Genomic DNA, 15,550 nt, shown 5'->3' on the forward strand with positions numbered 1-15,550 from the left:
AACATAAATTAATGGAATTTTTCGAGTCTTATGAAGCAGGTAGTAAATGCTTACTTGTAAATATAAATTTTAAATATCGCCGCGAACTAAATGCTGATTTAGCTGAACTGGAAGGTTTGGTTTTAGCAGCTGATAAGGTTGTGTTGGAGAGTTTAGATTTCAATCATCCTGAACCTGATATCAAGTATTTTTGTGGTATGGGTAAAATGGAAATGATCAAAAATAAACGTGATGAGTTAGAAGCTGATCTTGTTGTCTTTAATCATCCATTAAGCCCATCCCAAGAGAGAAATATTGAGAAGTTTCTTGAGTGTAAGATTATGGATAGAACGAGGCTTATTCTTGAAATATTCTCACTTCGAGCAAAAACTCATGAGGGTAAGCTTCAAGTTGAGTTAGCTCAACTAAATTATCAGTCAACACGCTTAGTAAAAGGTTGGACTCACTTAGAGAGACAAAAAGGTGGTATTGGTGTACGTGGTGGGCCAGGAGAAACCCAGCTTGAGATTGATAGACGTCTAATTAGACAAAGAATTAAACAAATTACTCAAAAGTTGGAAAAAGTAAAACATCATCGTGATTTAAGTAGATCCTCACGAAAGAAAAATAATATTCCGACAATATCATTTGTTGGTTATACCAATGCTGGTAAATCAACACTTTTTAACAAAATAACAAATGCAGATGTTTTAGCTAAAGACCAACTATTTGCTACACTTGATCCTACTTTACGTAAAGTAATTGTGCCAAAACTAGGTGAAGTTATCTTCTCTGATACAGTAGGATTCATTAAGAACTTACCTCATGATTTAGTAGAAGCATTCCATGCAACTTTAGAAGAAGCTATAGAGTCAGACCTTCTAGTTCATGTGATAGATTATGCAGATGAGGATTATAAAAGTTATATCGAGCAAGTAGAAAAAGTTCTAAAGGAAATAGGTATTGCAGATAAAGAGATGATCTGTGTTTATAATAAAATCGATAAAATTGAGAATGCTTATGCTGGATTTGTTCCAATGGATGATTCAGATTCAAGTGTGGTTGGCAGAGTGTATCTGTCTGCTCAGACTGGAGATGGTATTGAAGAGTTTTATCATGCGTTGGCTACATTTTTTAATAAATCATGGATTAATGAAATTTTAGAATTACCTCCTAAATATTCAAAAGTTAGAGCTATGATGTATGAGCTTGGAGCTGTTGATGGTGAAGATGTTTCTGAAGAAGGTAACTATTTGCTTAAAATAAAAATTTCAGAAGATGATTTTGAAAGGTTTAAAAGAGAGTTTGATTTAGATTTAGAAGAGTTCTTCGTTAAATAAGTTTTGATCTTATTTGTACTCAGGAACCTCAATTGGATCTTTAAATATTCCAGCACCTATGAATTTAGAGATAACTGGAGTAGATGATATTTTAACTGTAATAGTCGATAAGTATTTTTTAACTATTTCATCAGATGCTGCTACAGATAGGTTGGTAAGCCCAACTTTTTGCTTTCTAGCTATAATATCTTTTAATCTATGTTGCCATTGATCAAAAGCAATATTATAGTCACCATTTGCTTTATGAAGTTCACCAGCTAATACATAAGCCTCAACGATTGCAAATATACTTCCAAGCCCCATTAATATAGATGGGCAAGCAGCAGAGTCTCCAACAAGAGCAACTCTTCCTTTATGCCAAGTATCCATGCGTATTTGACTGACTTTATCAAAATAGATTTCCTCCACATCATTTAACTTGTTAAGTATATCGGGAGTCTCCCAGCCAAAGTCATGAAAAGATTTTTGTAGTAGTTCTTTTTTTTGCTCTAAAGTTGCTGGGAATTGTTTCACAAGTTCAGCATCTAATGTAAACATAATCAAAGTTTCATCTTGGTCTAGACATACTCTTGCTACTTGTTGCTTCTCACCTACGCTTAGAGCATAAGTATATTTCTCATAATGATCGTATTTTTTGAGAGAAAGAGCTGCTACATATTTATCCAATTCATATTCTTGATATTCTGACTTGTCAAAAGCGATGTTACGTATATGAGAGTGTAAGCCATCAGTTCCTATAACCAAATCAAAGTCCTCTTTAGTTCCATCGCTAAGATGAGTAGTTATAGTTTTATCTTTTTCTTCTATTTTCTCGATAGATGTACCAAACCTAATATCTATACCTTCGCAAGCTTTATAAATAGTTTCTGCAATATCTCCGCGTTTGACACTTAGAAAGTCATCATAGTTATCAGTGATAAGAGATGAGATATTAACTTTTGAAGATCTTCTACCACTTTGATCAAAACAGTGAATATTCTTAATTTGATAAGATTTCTCTTTAAGTTGCTCAAATAGTCCCATCTTTCTCACTACTTCACAGGCAGGACCCCAGAAATCAACTAGGTAACCACCAGTTCTAAATTCCGAAGCTTTTTCAAAAAGAGTAGGTTGGAATCCATACTCTCTCAACCACCATGCTAAAGTTGTACCTGCTATGCCAGTACCATTTATTGCAATTCTTTTCATTTTCATATTCCTAAGAAATGTATCTCTATTATAGATTTTAGAGTTATATTGATAGTTATTCAATACAGCTTTACTGTGCATTTGATATTTATTTGTAGATAGTGCAAAAAATATAGGAAAATTTATATATAATAGGTAGGATAAAAATTATTCAATACTATTTTGGATTAGGAATTATAGGAATAACTATTTATGATAAAAAAGCTTAAAGAAAAATGGTTCTGGAGCAAAAACTCGGAGCAAGGGCCACCAGACTTAGAGGAAATAATCAAAAAATTCTTTGGCAAAAAGTCAAAGAAGAACGATGATGAGAATGAGAGTATTTATTCAAAAAATGCTAACAAGAATAAACCTATTTTTGATAAACCTCCTGTAGCTAAGATTGCATCTATAGTTGTGGCAGTATTGATAGTTGCATGGATAGGTTTTGGTTTTTATGTAGTACAACCAGCTGAGCAAGCTGCTGTTCTTAGATTAGGCAAATTCTCAAAAATGGTAGAACCTGGTCTACACTGGCATCCTATTGGTATTGATAAGGTGTACAAAGAGAATGTTCAAGAGCTTAAAACTACGTCGTTAAAGCGTGATATGCTTACATCTGAAGAGAATATTGTTCATATTTCTTTTACAGTTCAATATCGTATTGCAGATTTAGAGAAATATTTATTTGCTAATGTAAACACAACACGACTATTGCAACAAGCTTTAGAAAGTGCTGTTAGACAGGTTGTTGGTGAAAATAAACTAGAGCAGATATTAACTACCAATAGGGCTGTGATTACGCAACAAGTCCGTAAAGAGATGGAAGCACTACTAAAGTCTTATAATACAGGTATATATATTAGTGAAGTGATTATGCAACCAGCTCAAGCACCTGATGCTGTTAAAAGTGCATTTGATGATGTAATCAAGGCTCGTGAAGATCGTGAAAGGGAGCAAAATGAAGCTGAAGCTTATGCTAACAGAGTAGTGCCAGTTGCACAAGGTAAAGCTCAAAGAATTGTTGATCAGGCTAACGCTTATAAACAAAAAATTGTTTTAGAAGCTCAAGGTGAAGTTGCCCAGTTTGAACAATTATTACCAATATACAAAAAATCTCCTGATATAGTTATGAATCAAATGTATTTTAATACTATTTCAAATGTACTTCAGCATAATAAGATATTCTTAATAGATGGTGATGGTGCAAAAAATATTTTCTATGGTTTAGATAATGCTCAAAAGCAAGCATTATTACCAAATACTCAAGGAGGTAACTAAGATGAGTAAGTTTCTAAAAATATTCTTAGTACTTATAGTGGTTGCTTCTGTGGTGGTTTTGAGTACTAAATTTATTGTTAAAGAAGGATCAGAGGCAGTTATTTTAAGACTAGGAGAGCTAGTTAAAGATAAAGATGGTAAAGCAATTGAGTATGAGCCTGGCTTGCATGTTAAGATTCCATTTATTGATACAGTCAAAACTTATGATATGCGTAATAGAGTATTAGAAGCAGACTCAGCTCGTGTTGTTACAAAAGAGCAGAAAGATGTTCTAATTAATGCTTATGTTGTGTGGAAAGTTAGTAATAGTAATATCTCAAAATTCTATACGAGTACAAGTGGAAGTGTAGAAAGAGCAGAAACTTTATTGAAACAGTTTTTAGAGTCTTCTTTGAGAGCAGAAGTTGGTAACAATGATATTCAAAGCCTAATCAATAATAATCGTGATAAGTTAATGATTGCTCTGACAAATAGTGTCCAAAAGCAAGCTAAGCAAATCGGTGTTGATGTTATAGATGTAAGAGTTAAGCAAATTGATTTACCAGATACTGTTACGGACTCTATTTACCAAAGAATGAGATCTTCACGTCAGAAAGTTGCAGCTTCTATTAGAGCTGAAGGTAAACAGTTGGCTGAAAAGATTAATGCAGCAGCAGATGCTAAAGTTACTGTAACAATGGCGGAGGCTGAGAGAGAATCTAAGATCATAAGAGCTGAAGCTGATGCTAAAGCAGCTAAGATATTTACAGAGGCTTACTCTAAGTCCGTACCACTTTATGAATTCTTAAAGAGTATGAACTCTTATAAAGAAAGCTTTAATGGTAAAAATGAAGTTGTATTTATGCTAAAACCAGATAGTAAGTTTTTCCAAGGTTTTAAGTTAGAACCAGATAGTAAGCTTGCAGAAGATATGAAGGAAGCAAAATAAAAATGACTAAAGTAAAAGTGCTTTTTGTATGTAAAGGTAACATTTGTAGATCACCAACTGCTCATGGTATTTTTAGAGATATTGTCAAACAAAATGCCTTAGAGAATCATATTCATGTTGCATCTTGTGGCACTAGTTCACGTATGTGGGGACATGAAGGCCATGGAGCTGATTTACGCTCTATAGAAACGGCTAAGAAATATGATTGTAATCTTTCAGATCAGATTTCTCAGCAATTAGAGGAAACTGATTTTGCAGAATATGATTATATAGTTGCGATGGATCAAGAAAATATTGATACAATGAGAGAAATGTTTCCAAATGCTGATTTTTCAAAGGTATCAAGGATGTTGCAGTATGCTCCAACAATTGAGTTGACTGATGTGCCAGATCCATATTATCAAAGTAATTTTGAAAAGGTATTCCTTATGATAGATACTGCCTGTCACGGACTTTTTGAAAAAATAAAGTTAGAGTATAAATTATGAATTACACTAAAGCAAAATACATAATGGGTGCTGCAAAAGTTTCTCAACTTCCAGAAGATAATGGTATAGAGGTAGCTTTTGCTGGGCGCTCGAACGCAGGTAAGTCTAGTGCTCTTAATACTCTTACAGACCAAAAAGGTCTTGCTAGAGTAAGTAAGACCCCTGGTAGAACTCAGTTAATTAACTTATTTGATTTGGGAGATAATAAGCGTTTAGTTGATTTACCTGGTTATGGTTATGCAAAGGTTTCTGAAGCTATAAAGAGACAGTGGCAAAGTGAAATGGAGAGCTATTTGACTTCACGTAAATGTCTTGGTGGTATCGTACTTTTGGTAGATTCTCGTCATGATTTAAAAGAGTTTGACTCTTTGATGATTGAGATGGCAATATCTTTTGACTTGAACTTACATATTCTTTTGACAAAGGCAGATAAGCTAAATAATAAAGAAAGAGCCCAAGCAAATAGAATGATAGAGAGTTTTTTAAAAACTTTTATCCGTACAGATAAAATTTCATACCAGTTATTTTCTTCATTAAGTAAAATGGGTTTAGATAAGCTAAAAGAAAGACTCGATACTTGGTATCAATAATACTAGAAATACTTTTGTTATATAGATTATCAATTGTTACTTAATTAAAATAGCCTGTATAGAATATTCAATTCTAAGTTAAAATACTTTAGTATAAAGTAGATCTAAAATCTTTTATAAAATATGAGGTAATTCTAAAGAATGTATAAAATATTAAACTTTTACACCAAAGAAGAAGTTTCTACAGATAGTTTTGTCTTTGCAGGGGAAAATGAGCCCTGGGAAATCCAGATGAATATTGATGAAATTAGTAAGAAAATCAATAAAGATTATTTTACTCAAGCATCACCGTGTCTATCCAAATATATACCATTTATGCCGATAAAGGATCCATCAAGTTTTGTATCTTTAAGAGAGTCGGCAACTCCACTGCTTAAGAGTAAAATTATTGGTAAAGAGCTGGGAATTAATCTGTATTTTAAAGTCGAAGGTAAAAACCCTACAGGATCATTCAAAGATAGAGGATCAGCAGTTGATATTACAGTTGCAAAAGAGCTTGGAGCTAAGGGTATTGTGCTAGCATCTACTGGTAATATGGCGGCTTCATGTGCTTGTTATGCAGCAGCTGCGAAGATGCCGTGTTTTATTATTGTGCCAGAAGGAGTTGCAGCTTCTAAGTTAGCTCAAGTAATGTCTTATGGTGGGAAAATAGTTCAAGTTAAAGGTAGCTATAATGAAGCAGCAAAATTAGCTTATGATATCGCAAAATCTAAAGATTTTTTCCTTGCTGGGGATTACGCGTTTAGGGTAGAGGGTCAGAAGACAGCAGCATTTGAGCTTATAGATCAGTTACTGTTCCAAGTTCCAGATGAAGTTATAGTTCCTATAGGTTGCGGTACTAATATGACAGCATACTATAAAGGATTTAGTGAATATAAAGAGTTAGGATTTATTAAATCTGTTCCTAAGCTTACAGGTGTTCAATCAACAGAGGCTGATACATTAGCTAGAGCATATCAGAAAAATCAAAATAGGATTGAGCCACTAAAAACAGCAAATACAATTGCGACTGCAATAGCTGTGCCATATCCTATCGATGGTGATAAAGCTATAGATGCAATATATAGCACGGGTGGAGAATCTACTGCTGTAACAGATATGAAGATGTTGGAAGCACAATACTTGCTGTCAACTAAAGAAGGGTTATTTGTAGAATTAGCATCAGCGTCAACTATTGCTCACTTACTCAAAAAATATGAGGAAGGTAAGCTTCAAAAGGGAAGTACGGTAGTATGCGTGTTATCTGGAGAAGGTTTGAAAGACCCTGCGGTAGTGCTAAAATCTGCTATTCAACCACCAATTATATATCCGACAGAGATAGATTTTGACAGGCTTTATAATAGCCATTTCTTTGATAATAAAACGATGTTATTCATAGAGCAAAATGAAGTAATATTTGATCAAGTTCCAACTCTTGAGGAAGTTAAAAAAACTCTAGGCGAATTGTTTGGTGCAAATTATGATAAGAATTTCTTGGCTAAGGTTAGAGAACTGATTGAGAGATTCTTAGTAAAGGGTAAGTCAATTAATGTCTCTGATATACAAGATATTATACAAGATGCTACTGAGATGGCAGATGCTATCAGTAAAGATATCTTAGATGTACAGTCATTTAAGGTAAATGTGGAGCTTGATCAAAAATCTGTGGCTGAAGTTACTGTTAAGGTTGCAGACCAGTTATATTTTGCATCAAGTTCTGGTGTTGGACCTGTAGATGCTGTTTTAAATGCTTTATGTAAAGCCTGTCCTAGTGATATTAGCTATAAGCTGACTGACTATAAGGTTAAAATACGTGGTCAGGGTGCTGATGCTGTTGTTTATGTAGAAATGAGCTTGGAAAAAGAAGGTATTAAAAGTATTGGTAAAGCTGTTTCTCCAGATATAATCCAAGCTTCAGTAGAGGCTTTTATTGATGCTTATAATATTGCATATGCATAGAAAATATTTGAGGTGAAATTAATGAAAAAAGAGTTGAATAAATATAGTAAAAGATTGACAGAAGATAAATCGCAAGGTGCTTCTCAGGCTATGTTATACGGCACGGGGATGAGTGATAACGATATGCATAAGCCTCAAATTGGTATTGCTAGTGTATGGTATGAAGGTAATACTTGTAATATGCATTTAAACCAACTTGCTCAATTTGTCAAAAATAGTGTTGAAAAAGAGAACCTCAAAAGCATGAGGTTTAATACTATAGGTGTTAGTGACGGTATTTCTATGGGCACAGATGGTATGAGTTATTCTCTGCAGTCTAGAGACCTTATTGCAGATTCAATTGAAACTGTAATGTCTGCGCACTGGTATGATGGGCTAATATCTATACCTGGCTGTGATAAGAATATGCCAGGATGTATGATGGCTTTAGGTAGACTTAATAGACCAGGATTCGTGATCTACGGAGGTACTATCCAAGCTGGGGTTATGCGTGGTAAGCCAATTGATATTGTTACAGCATTTCAGAGTTATGGTGCTTGTATATCTGGACAAATCACAGAACAAGAGCGTCAAGAAACTATCAAAAAAGCATGCCCAGGAGCTGGAGCATGCGGTGGTATGTATACTGCAAATACTATGGCGTGTGCTATAGAAGCTTTAGGAATGAGTTTACCATTTAGCTCATCAACTCCAGCAACTTCTGTTGAGAAAGTACAAGAGTGCGATAAAGCTGGTGAAACTATCAGAAATCTTTTAGAGCTAGATATTAAGCCGAGAGATATTATGACCCGTAGAGCTTTTGAAAATGCAATGGTTCTTATTACAGTTATGGGTGGTTCAACAAATGCGGTACTTCATTTATTGGCTATGGCAAGTTCAGTTGACGTTGACTTGAATATTGATGACTTCCAAGAGATAGCCAATAAAACTCCAGTTTTGGCTGATTTTAAACCAAGTGGTAAATATGTAATGGCTGACTTACATGCGATAGGTGGTACACCAGCTGTAATGAAAATGTTACTAAAAGCAGGTATGTTGCATGGTGATTGTTTAACGGTAACTGGTAAGACTTTAGCGGAGAATCTTGAGAGTGTAGCAGATCTGCCTGAGGATAATGCAATTATTCACAAGTTAGACAATCCTATTAAAAAAACTGGTCATTTACAAATCTTAAAAGGTAATGTTGCTCCGGAAGGATCTGTGGCTAAAATAACGGGTAAAGAAGGAGAAATCTTCACCGGTGTAGCAAATGTTTTTGATTCAGAAGAAGAGATGGTTGTTGCAGTTGAAGAGGGAAGCATTAAAAAAGGCGATGTAATAGTTATACGTTATGAAGGTCCTAAAGGTGGTCCTGGTATGCCTGAGATGCTTAAACCAACATCACTCATAATGGGTGCTGGGCTAGGTCAAGATGTTGCTTTAATAACAGATGGACGTTTTTCAGGTGGTTCGCATGGCTTTATTGTAGGACATATAGCCCCAGAAGCCTATGAAGGTGGTATGTTAGCATTATTAGAAAATGGCGATAAAATTACTATTGATGCAATTAATAACGTTATAAATGTTGACTTATCAGATCAAGAGATTGCTCAAAGAAAATCAAAGTGGCAAGCGCCTAAGCAAAAGGCAAATAGAGGAACGCTTAAGAAATATATAAAAACAGTTTCATCAGCTTCAACAGGATGCGTTACAGATTTAGATTAAAAATTTGTAAAAAAAACTACTAAATATACTTTTTCTATTTAAAAATTTCAAGTCCATGTCTATAATGATTTAACATTTAGTGATTTAATAACATTGCTGAGTGTAGTTAAGTGTTGAATAATATTGAAAAAAGGAGAGTGCTAAAGTATGAAAATAACAGGCTCTCAAGCCATCGTGAAATCATTGGAAGCTCAAGGGGTTGATTGTGTATTTGGGTATCCTGGCGGTGCTATTATGCCTACGTACGATGCTTTGCATGAGTCAAGGGACAAAGTTCACCATGTTTTGGTTAGACATGAGCAAGGTGCGGTACATGCAGCAGTAGGTTATGCTAGAGCTACTGAAAAAGTTGGTGTTGCAATAGCAACTTCAGGACCTGGAGCAACAAATCTTATTACAGGAATTGCTGATGCGCAGATCGACTCGGTTCCTATTGTTTGTATCACAGGTCAGGTTTTTAGTCCATTGTTAGGTACTGATGCTTTTCAGGAAGCAGATATTATAGGAATGTCTGTCGCGGCTACTAAATGGAATTATCAAATAACAGACCCTAATGAGATACCAGAAGTATTCAAAAAAGCTTTTGAGATAGCTTCTAACGGTAGACCAGGGGCTGTACTTATTGATATTACAAAAGATGCTCAAGTTGGCATGATGGAATATAAAGAGGCTATTGGAAATAAGTTAGGGAAGTGGTTGCATAAGCCAACTATAAATATGGATGATATTTTAAAAGCTTCTGAATATATTAATAGTGCTAAGAAGCCTATTTTGATCACTGGACATGGTGTAATGCTATCTGGAGCTGAGGAAGCTGTTCTAAAAGTTGCTGAGAAAGGAAATATACCAGTTGTAAGTACACTGTTGGGCTTATCAGCTTTTCCTTATAATCATCAACTTTACAAGGGTATGTTAGGGATGCATGGTAATTATGCAGCGAATGTTCTTTGTAACGAAGCAGATGTGGTAATAGCAGTCGGTATGAGATTTGATGATAGAGTAACTGGTGATTTGAATCATTATTTGCCAAATGCAAAGATTATTCATATAGAAATTGATCCCTCTGAAATTAACAAAAATGTTAAGGCAGATATTGGTATTAATGCTGATGCAAAAGAAGCGCTAAATTGTTTGTTACCATATATTGCTAATAACTCTCACAGTGAGTGGCATCAGGAGTTTGCATCTGAGCATGATAAAGAAGTCAAAGCTATCATCAATGATGAAACTATGCCTGTTGAAGGCGAAATTAAAATGGCTGAGGTGATTAGTTTACTTTCAAAAGAAACTAATGGACGAGCTATTGTAGTATCTGATGTTGGGCAGCATCAAATGATTGCTGCTAGATATTACCAATTTTTAGAAACTAATTCTCATATTAGTTCTGGTGGCTTAGGTACAATGGGATTTGCATTACCGGCTGCTATTGGTGCTAAGATGGGTGTTAAGGATAATAGAACAGTCGTCGCTGTAATTGGTGATGGAGGCTTTCAAATGAATATCCAAGAGCTTGCAGTACTTAACCAAGAAGGTATTAATGTTAAGGTTCTAATATTGAATAACTCTTTCTTAGGTATGGTTCGTCAATGGCAGGAGTTATTTTTTGAGAGTAGATATTCTTATACAAAAATATCATCACCAGATTTTGTGAAAGTAGCAGAAGCATATGGAATACAGGCTGAAAGAGTAAAAGAAAGAAGAGAACTAAAAGACGCATTAATTAGATTTCTTAACTCTGATAGCTCATATTTGCTTGAGGTAATGGTAGAAAATCAGGAAAATGTTTTTCCTATGGTTCCAGCTGGAGAATCGATTAGTAACACAAAGCTTGGTGTAGAGGAGTAGAGCTATGAGTGAAAATATATATTTTATAACAATGAATACTGAAAATACTCTTTGTGTGTTACAAAGAATCTCTTCTGTGTTATCACGTAATCGCGTTAATATAGAGCAACTAACAGTATTTGAAACAGCAAACAAGGGTATTTCTCATTTCAATCTTGTAGTACATGGTACACAAGAAAAAATAGAGAAAATCGTAAAAAAGCTAGCAAATGTGATCGAAGTAATAGATATTAATATTACAAACTGTTTACCAATGCAAGGAGCTGTAGTAAGTGAAGTTCCTCAAAGTGTGAGAACAGTTAGTCAAAGAAAGGCAGCTTAATATTAAAATTTATGAGAAAATAACAAATCACATAGATGAAGTTTTGCAGTGTCGAAAAAAACAAATATAACTCAGTAAGAATCTAATTTTGAAAAGGCATTAGAAATTTTAAAGAATAAGACTATAGCAATTGATTGTGGGTCTAGTTCAGCCTCTTAATTTAAGAGATAATGATTCCAATGTAATAATTGGATAAAGAGAGAATTCTAAGTCATGGGATAAAGTAATCGAAAATATTGGGTTGTTGGCGAATTTCTATTCAACATTGCTAAAGCTACGCCTAGAGGTATATTCTCTGATTTATATAATGAAGTGAAAAATGGTAATGAAGCACAAAGGACTATTCATAAAAATAGTCATGCTGACTATTATCGCAAAGGCATGAAGAGCTAAATTAAATAGCAGTTTGCTAAGCTAGTAAAACAGTTAGATCTCTTTGTCCTAATAAGTAATTAAATCATAAAACTGTTTCTAATATTTATCTTATAGAAATTTTACTGATTATAGGGTTTACCAATAGTTATTAATAAATATATTATTTAATTAATGTGAGATATTTTTTAAGAATTTCTCTATAAACTCTATTCTTTGTTCGGCAGTTTTAGTGCTTTTTGTGATAAGTAGATCTTGTTCTTTTGTGATTCTAAAATCAGCGGGTTGAGCTTGAATTAGCTTTATTAGTTTTTGAGTCTCAAATTTAGTAGTGTTAGCAAAATTAATCTTACCAGATGTGGCAAACATTTTTATTTGTCCAATACCTAAATTTATAGCATCAATTTTTATGTGAGCAATTTTTAAAAGATATAACACTTCAACAGGTAGCCTACCAAAACGATCAATAAGTTCAATTTTTATATTTACTAATTCTTTATGATCGGCTTTTGAAATTCGCTTATAAATATTTAATCTAGTATTTACATCACTAATATAGTAATCAGGAATTAGCGTTGGGATATTAAGTTCAACTTCACAAACAGTTGAGTTAATGACATCTTCAATATTTAGCTCCTTCCCAGCTTTAAGATTAGCAATCGTTTTATCTAAGAGATCCATATATAGGTTTAGACCTATACCATCAATATTACCACTTTGTTCTTGTCCAAGAATCTCTCCAGCCCCACGAATTTCTAGGTCATGATTTGCGAGTGTGAAGCCACCTCCAAGTGAATCAGTGCCACCAATAGCCTCTAACCTTTTTATAGCATCTTTCGTAATACTACCTTCACTAGGAACTAACATATATGCGTAAGCTTGATGGTGTGAACGTCCAACTCTGCCTCTTAGTTGATGTAATTGAGCTAAACCTAGATTATTAGCATCTTCGATAATTAAAGTATTAGCATTTGGAATATCAATACCTGTTTCAATAATTGTGGTACAAAGTAATATATGATATTTATTATGCTTAAAGTCAAACATAACTTTTTGAATTTCTTTTTCACTCATCTGACCATGTGCTATAGCTATTCTTAAACGTGGGAATAGTTCTTCAAGAATTTCTTTTTTCTTTTGGATAGTATCGACTTTATTATAAAGATAGAAAATTTGTCCACCACGAATGGTTTCACGACTTACAGCTTCACGAATTATATTATTATCATATTCCTTAACAAATGTTTTTACAGATAAACGTTTAGCAGGAGGTGATGCAATAATTGACAAGTCACGAAGTGCTGAAAATGCCATACTTAAACTACGAGGAATAGGTGTGGCTGACATAGTTAATATATCTATTTCAGCCTTTAGAGCTTTTAGTTTCTCCTTTTGTGCAACACCGAAACGATGTTCTTCATCAATAATTAATAAGCCTAAGTTATTAAAGTCAATCTTTGAGGATATAAGTTTGTGTGTACCAATCACTATATCAACGGTACCTTTTTTGAGATTATCAAAAAGCTCTTGCTGAGCTTTTGCTGTTTTTGAACGAGTAATAACCTCGATATTTACAGCAGTATTAGCAAACCTATCTTTAAAACTATTGTAGTGTTGTTGAGCTAAAATAGTTGTAGGTACTAGAATAGCTACTTGTTTTTGATTTTGAGTTGCTAGAAATGCTGCCCGCATCGCAATTTCTGTTTTTCCAAAACCAACATCACCACAAATTAGTCTGTCCATTGGCTTAGCAGATATCATATCTTTAAAGACATCATTTATCGCTAAGAGTTGATCAGGCGTTTCTTCATATGGAAAATCTGCACAGAATCGTAAATATTCTTCTTCATCTAAAGAATTGCTGAATCCTTGTCGCATTTCTCTTTTTGCATATATTTCTAAGAGATTTGCAGCAACATCGATAATCTTTTTTATAGTCTTTTCTTTTTGCTTTTTCCATTTATCTGAACCAAGTTTATTTAATGCTATTTTTTCAGTAACAGAAGAGTTATAAATAGAAATTAGATTTAATGAAGTGATTGGCACATAAATTTTTGCATCATTTGCATATCTTAGAAGTATAAACTCATCTTTTTTACCATTTAATTCAATACTTTCTAAGCCTTCGTATCTGCCAATACCATGATCAATATGGACTACATGCATTCCGGGTTTTAGATCTGTCAGATCTTTAAGGTCAACAGTAGGGTGATGATCATGTTCTGATATTTTTGAAGAGTTTTGAATATGCTCGGGAAATAGGTCAGATTCAGTAATCAGTATAACTTTCTTGTCGATTATTACACCTTCTTGAAAAGGTGAGATAATTAAGCAAAATTTATCTTTGGTTTTAAGAGCATCGTCAAAACTTTTTGCAATTCTTATATTTAACTGTAACTTATTCAAATGTTCTAAAAGTATCTCACCACGTCCATTCGAATCAGTTGAAAATATAACTTTATCAAAATTAGAGCTATCTATTAATTTTTGTAAATCCCTAAAAGGATTAGCTAATTTATAGTTTGCTGAGATTTTTTCTAGATGATCTATATTTAGAGTTTTAGACTTGGATTTTGGTTGTTGGAACCATTTGATATGTTGATGTTTTTCATACAGATCTTTGACTTCTTTTTGTGAATAAAAAAGTTCTTGATATGGTAAAACAGGTCTATCAATATCATGCTTTAACTCGTTATATCTATATTTAACCTCTTCTGAGAATGCTTCAATTGAGTTGCTAATATTGTCAATAAGGTGGATATTTGCAGACTTTGGTAAGTAGTCAAATAGACTAACAAGTTCAGGATAAAATAATGGTAAATAGAATTCTATACCACTAAAGTATTCATTATTTTTTATATACGTTGCAATAGTTGAATTTTGCGATTGTTCGCCACATTGTATTTTGAGTTTTTCTAATGCAAAAGAAGTATTTTGTGAATTATAAATCAGCTCATGTGAAGGCATGATGTTTATAGATTTTATTTCTTTGCCGGAGCGTTGAGTTTCTGTATCTAACTCTTTGATTGTATCAGCTTCATCATCAAAAAGATCAATTCTAAAAGCTACTTTTGATCCAACTGGGAAAATATCAATAATACTACCACGGATACTAAACTCACCTTTTTCAAAAACATTGTTTACTAAGGTATATCCAGCTTCGGTTAGTAATACTTTTTGTTTGGTTATATCTAGAGTATCACCAATCTTGAGTATGAAACTATGTTCTTTGATAAACTTGGCAGGTGGAAGTTTTCTTAATGTATTTGAAATACTTGTTATTACTAGAGTATTTTTAGGATTCTGTGTAAGTTTATGCAATATTTCTTGTCTTCTTGAGATAATGTCTATTGCTGCAGAGAATCTATCATAAGGTAGTATTTCTAAGTTAGGAAAATAGAATACTTCTATTTTTGAGTCTTTATTTAGATACTTTAATTCATCATAAACTCTATGCGCTTGTTGAGAGTCTTCAGCAACTATTAGATTAAATTCTCTATTTTGTTTAAGATATTCATTAAACAGAATGCTAAAAGAAGAACCATAAGCATTAGACACAATAGTATCTTTTGCAGATATTTGATTATTGAGCATTA

At 33.5% G+C, this 15,550-nt stretch carries 11 protein-coding genes; 9 read left to right on the forward strand and 2 right to left on the reverse strand.

The window, feature by feature from the left end; genetic code table 11:
• Positions 1-11 precede the first annotated feature (11 nt).
• Positions 12-1,319: a GTPase HflX gene (hflX, locus tag FQ699_RS03895; RefSeq protein WP_146421207.1), complete on the forward strand. Its 1,308-nt coding sequence runs from the start codon at positions 12-14 to the stop codon at positions 1,317-1,319.
• Positions 1,320-1,328: 9 nt separating this feature from the next.
• Here hflX and FQ699_RS03900 read toward each other — a convergent pair whose 3' ends face one another.
• Positions 1,329-2,507, reverse strand: coding sequence for an FAD-binding domain (locus FQ699_RS03900; RefSeq protein WP_179951660.1), 1,179 nt, complete (start codon positions 2,505-2,507; stop codon positions 1,329-1,331).
• A gap of 192 nt (positions 2,508-2,699) precedes the next feature.
• Between FQ699_RS03900 and hflK the strand changes: the two genes are divergently transcribed.
• From hflK to FQ699_RS03940, 8 genes are all read left to right on the forward strand, one after another.
• Positions 2,700-3,767: an FtsH protease activity modulator HflK gene (gene hflK, locus FQ699_RS03905; protein WP_146421209.1), complete on the forward strand. Its 1,068-nt coding sequence runs from the start codon at positions 2,700-2,702 to the stop codon at positions 3,765-3,767.
• 1 nt (position 3,768) lies between these two features.
• Positions 3,769-4,695 carry a protease modulator HflC gene (gene hflC / locus FQ699_RS03910; protein WP_146421210.1) on the forward strand — a complete coding sequence of 309 codons (927 nt, stop codon included), beginning with the start codon at positions 3,769-3,771 and terminating at the stop codon, positions 4,693-4,695.
• 2 nt (positions 4,696-4,697) lie between these two features.
• A complete protein-coding gene (locus tag FQ699_RS03915; RefSeq protein ID WP_146421211.1) occupies positions 4,698-5,183 on the forward strand; it encodes a low molecular weight protein-tyrosine-phosphatase in 486 nt (161 codons plus the stop codon).
• Entirely contained in the window at positions 5,180-5,773 is a 594-nt protein-coding gene (yihA, locus tag FQ699_RS03920) for a ribosome biogenesis GTP-binding protein YihA/YsxC (protein ID WP_146421212.1), read from the forward strand. Before FQ699_RS03915 ends, yihA begins: the two co-directional genes overlap by 4 nt.
• A gap of 141 nt (positions 5,774-5,914) precedes the next feature.
• Positions 5,915-7,711, forward strand: a complete 1,797-nt coding sequence (thrC, locus tag FQ699_RS09895) for a threonine synthase (RefSeq protein ID WP_013923331.1) — start codon at positions 5,915-5,917, stop codon at positions 7,709-7,711.
• 21 nt (positions 7,712-7,732) lie between these two features.
• The gene (gene ilvD, locus FQ699_RS03930; RefSeq protein ID WP_146421213.1) at positions 7,733-9,415 is read left to right on the forward strand and encodes a dihydroxy-acid dehydratase; all 1,683 of its coding nucleotides are present in this window, start codon (positions 7,733-7,735) and stop codon (positions 9,413-9,415) included.
• Between the two features lie 147 nt (positions 9,416-9,562).
• A complete protein-coding gene (gene ilvB, locus FQ699_RS03935) occupies positions 9,563-11,260 on the forward strand; it encodes a biosynthetic-type acetolactate synthase large subunit (RefSeq protein WP_146421214.1) in 1,698 nt (565 codons plus the stop codon).
• Positions 11,261-11,264: 4 nt separating this feature from the next.
• Positions 11,265-11,582 (forward strand): acetolactate synthase small subunit, encoded by a 318-nt coding sequence (locus tag FQ699_RS03940; protein WP_013923328.1) that lies wholly within the window; start codon positions 11,265-11,267, stop codon positions 11,580-11,582.
• Between the two features lie 543 nt (positions 11,583-12,125).
• On the opposite strand, the gene mfd is transcribed toward FQ699_RS03940, so the two are convergent.
• The gene (gene mfd, locus FQ699_RS03945; protein WP_146421215.1) at positions 12,126-15,548 is read right to left on the reverse strand and encodes a transcription-repair coupling factor; all 3,423 of its coding nucleotides are present in this window, start codon (positions 15,546-15,548) and stop codon (positions 12,126-12,128) included.
• Between the last annotated feature and the right edge of the window lie 2 nt (positions 15,549-15,550).

The sequence above is a fragment of the Francisella salimarina genome (genome assembly GCF_007923265.1).
GTDB classification, from domain to species: domain Bacteria; phylum Pseudomonadota; class Gammaproteobacteria; order Francisellales; family Francisellaceae; genus Francisella; species Francisella salimarina.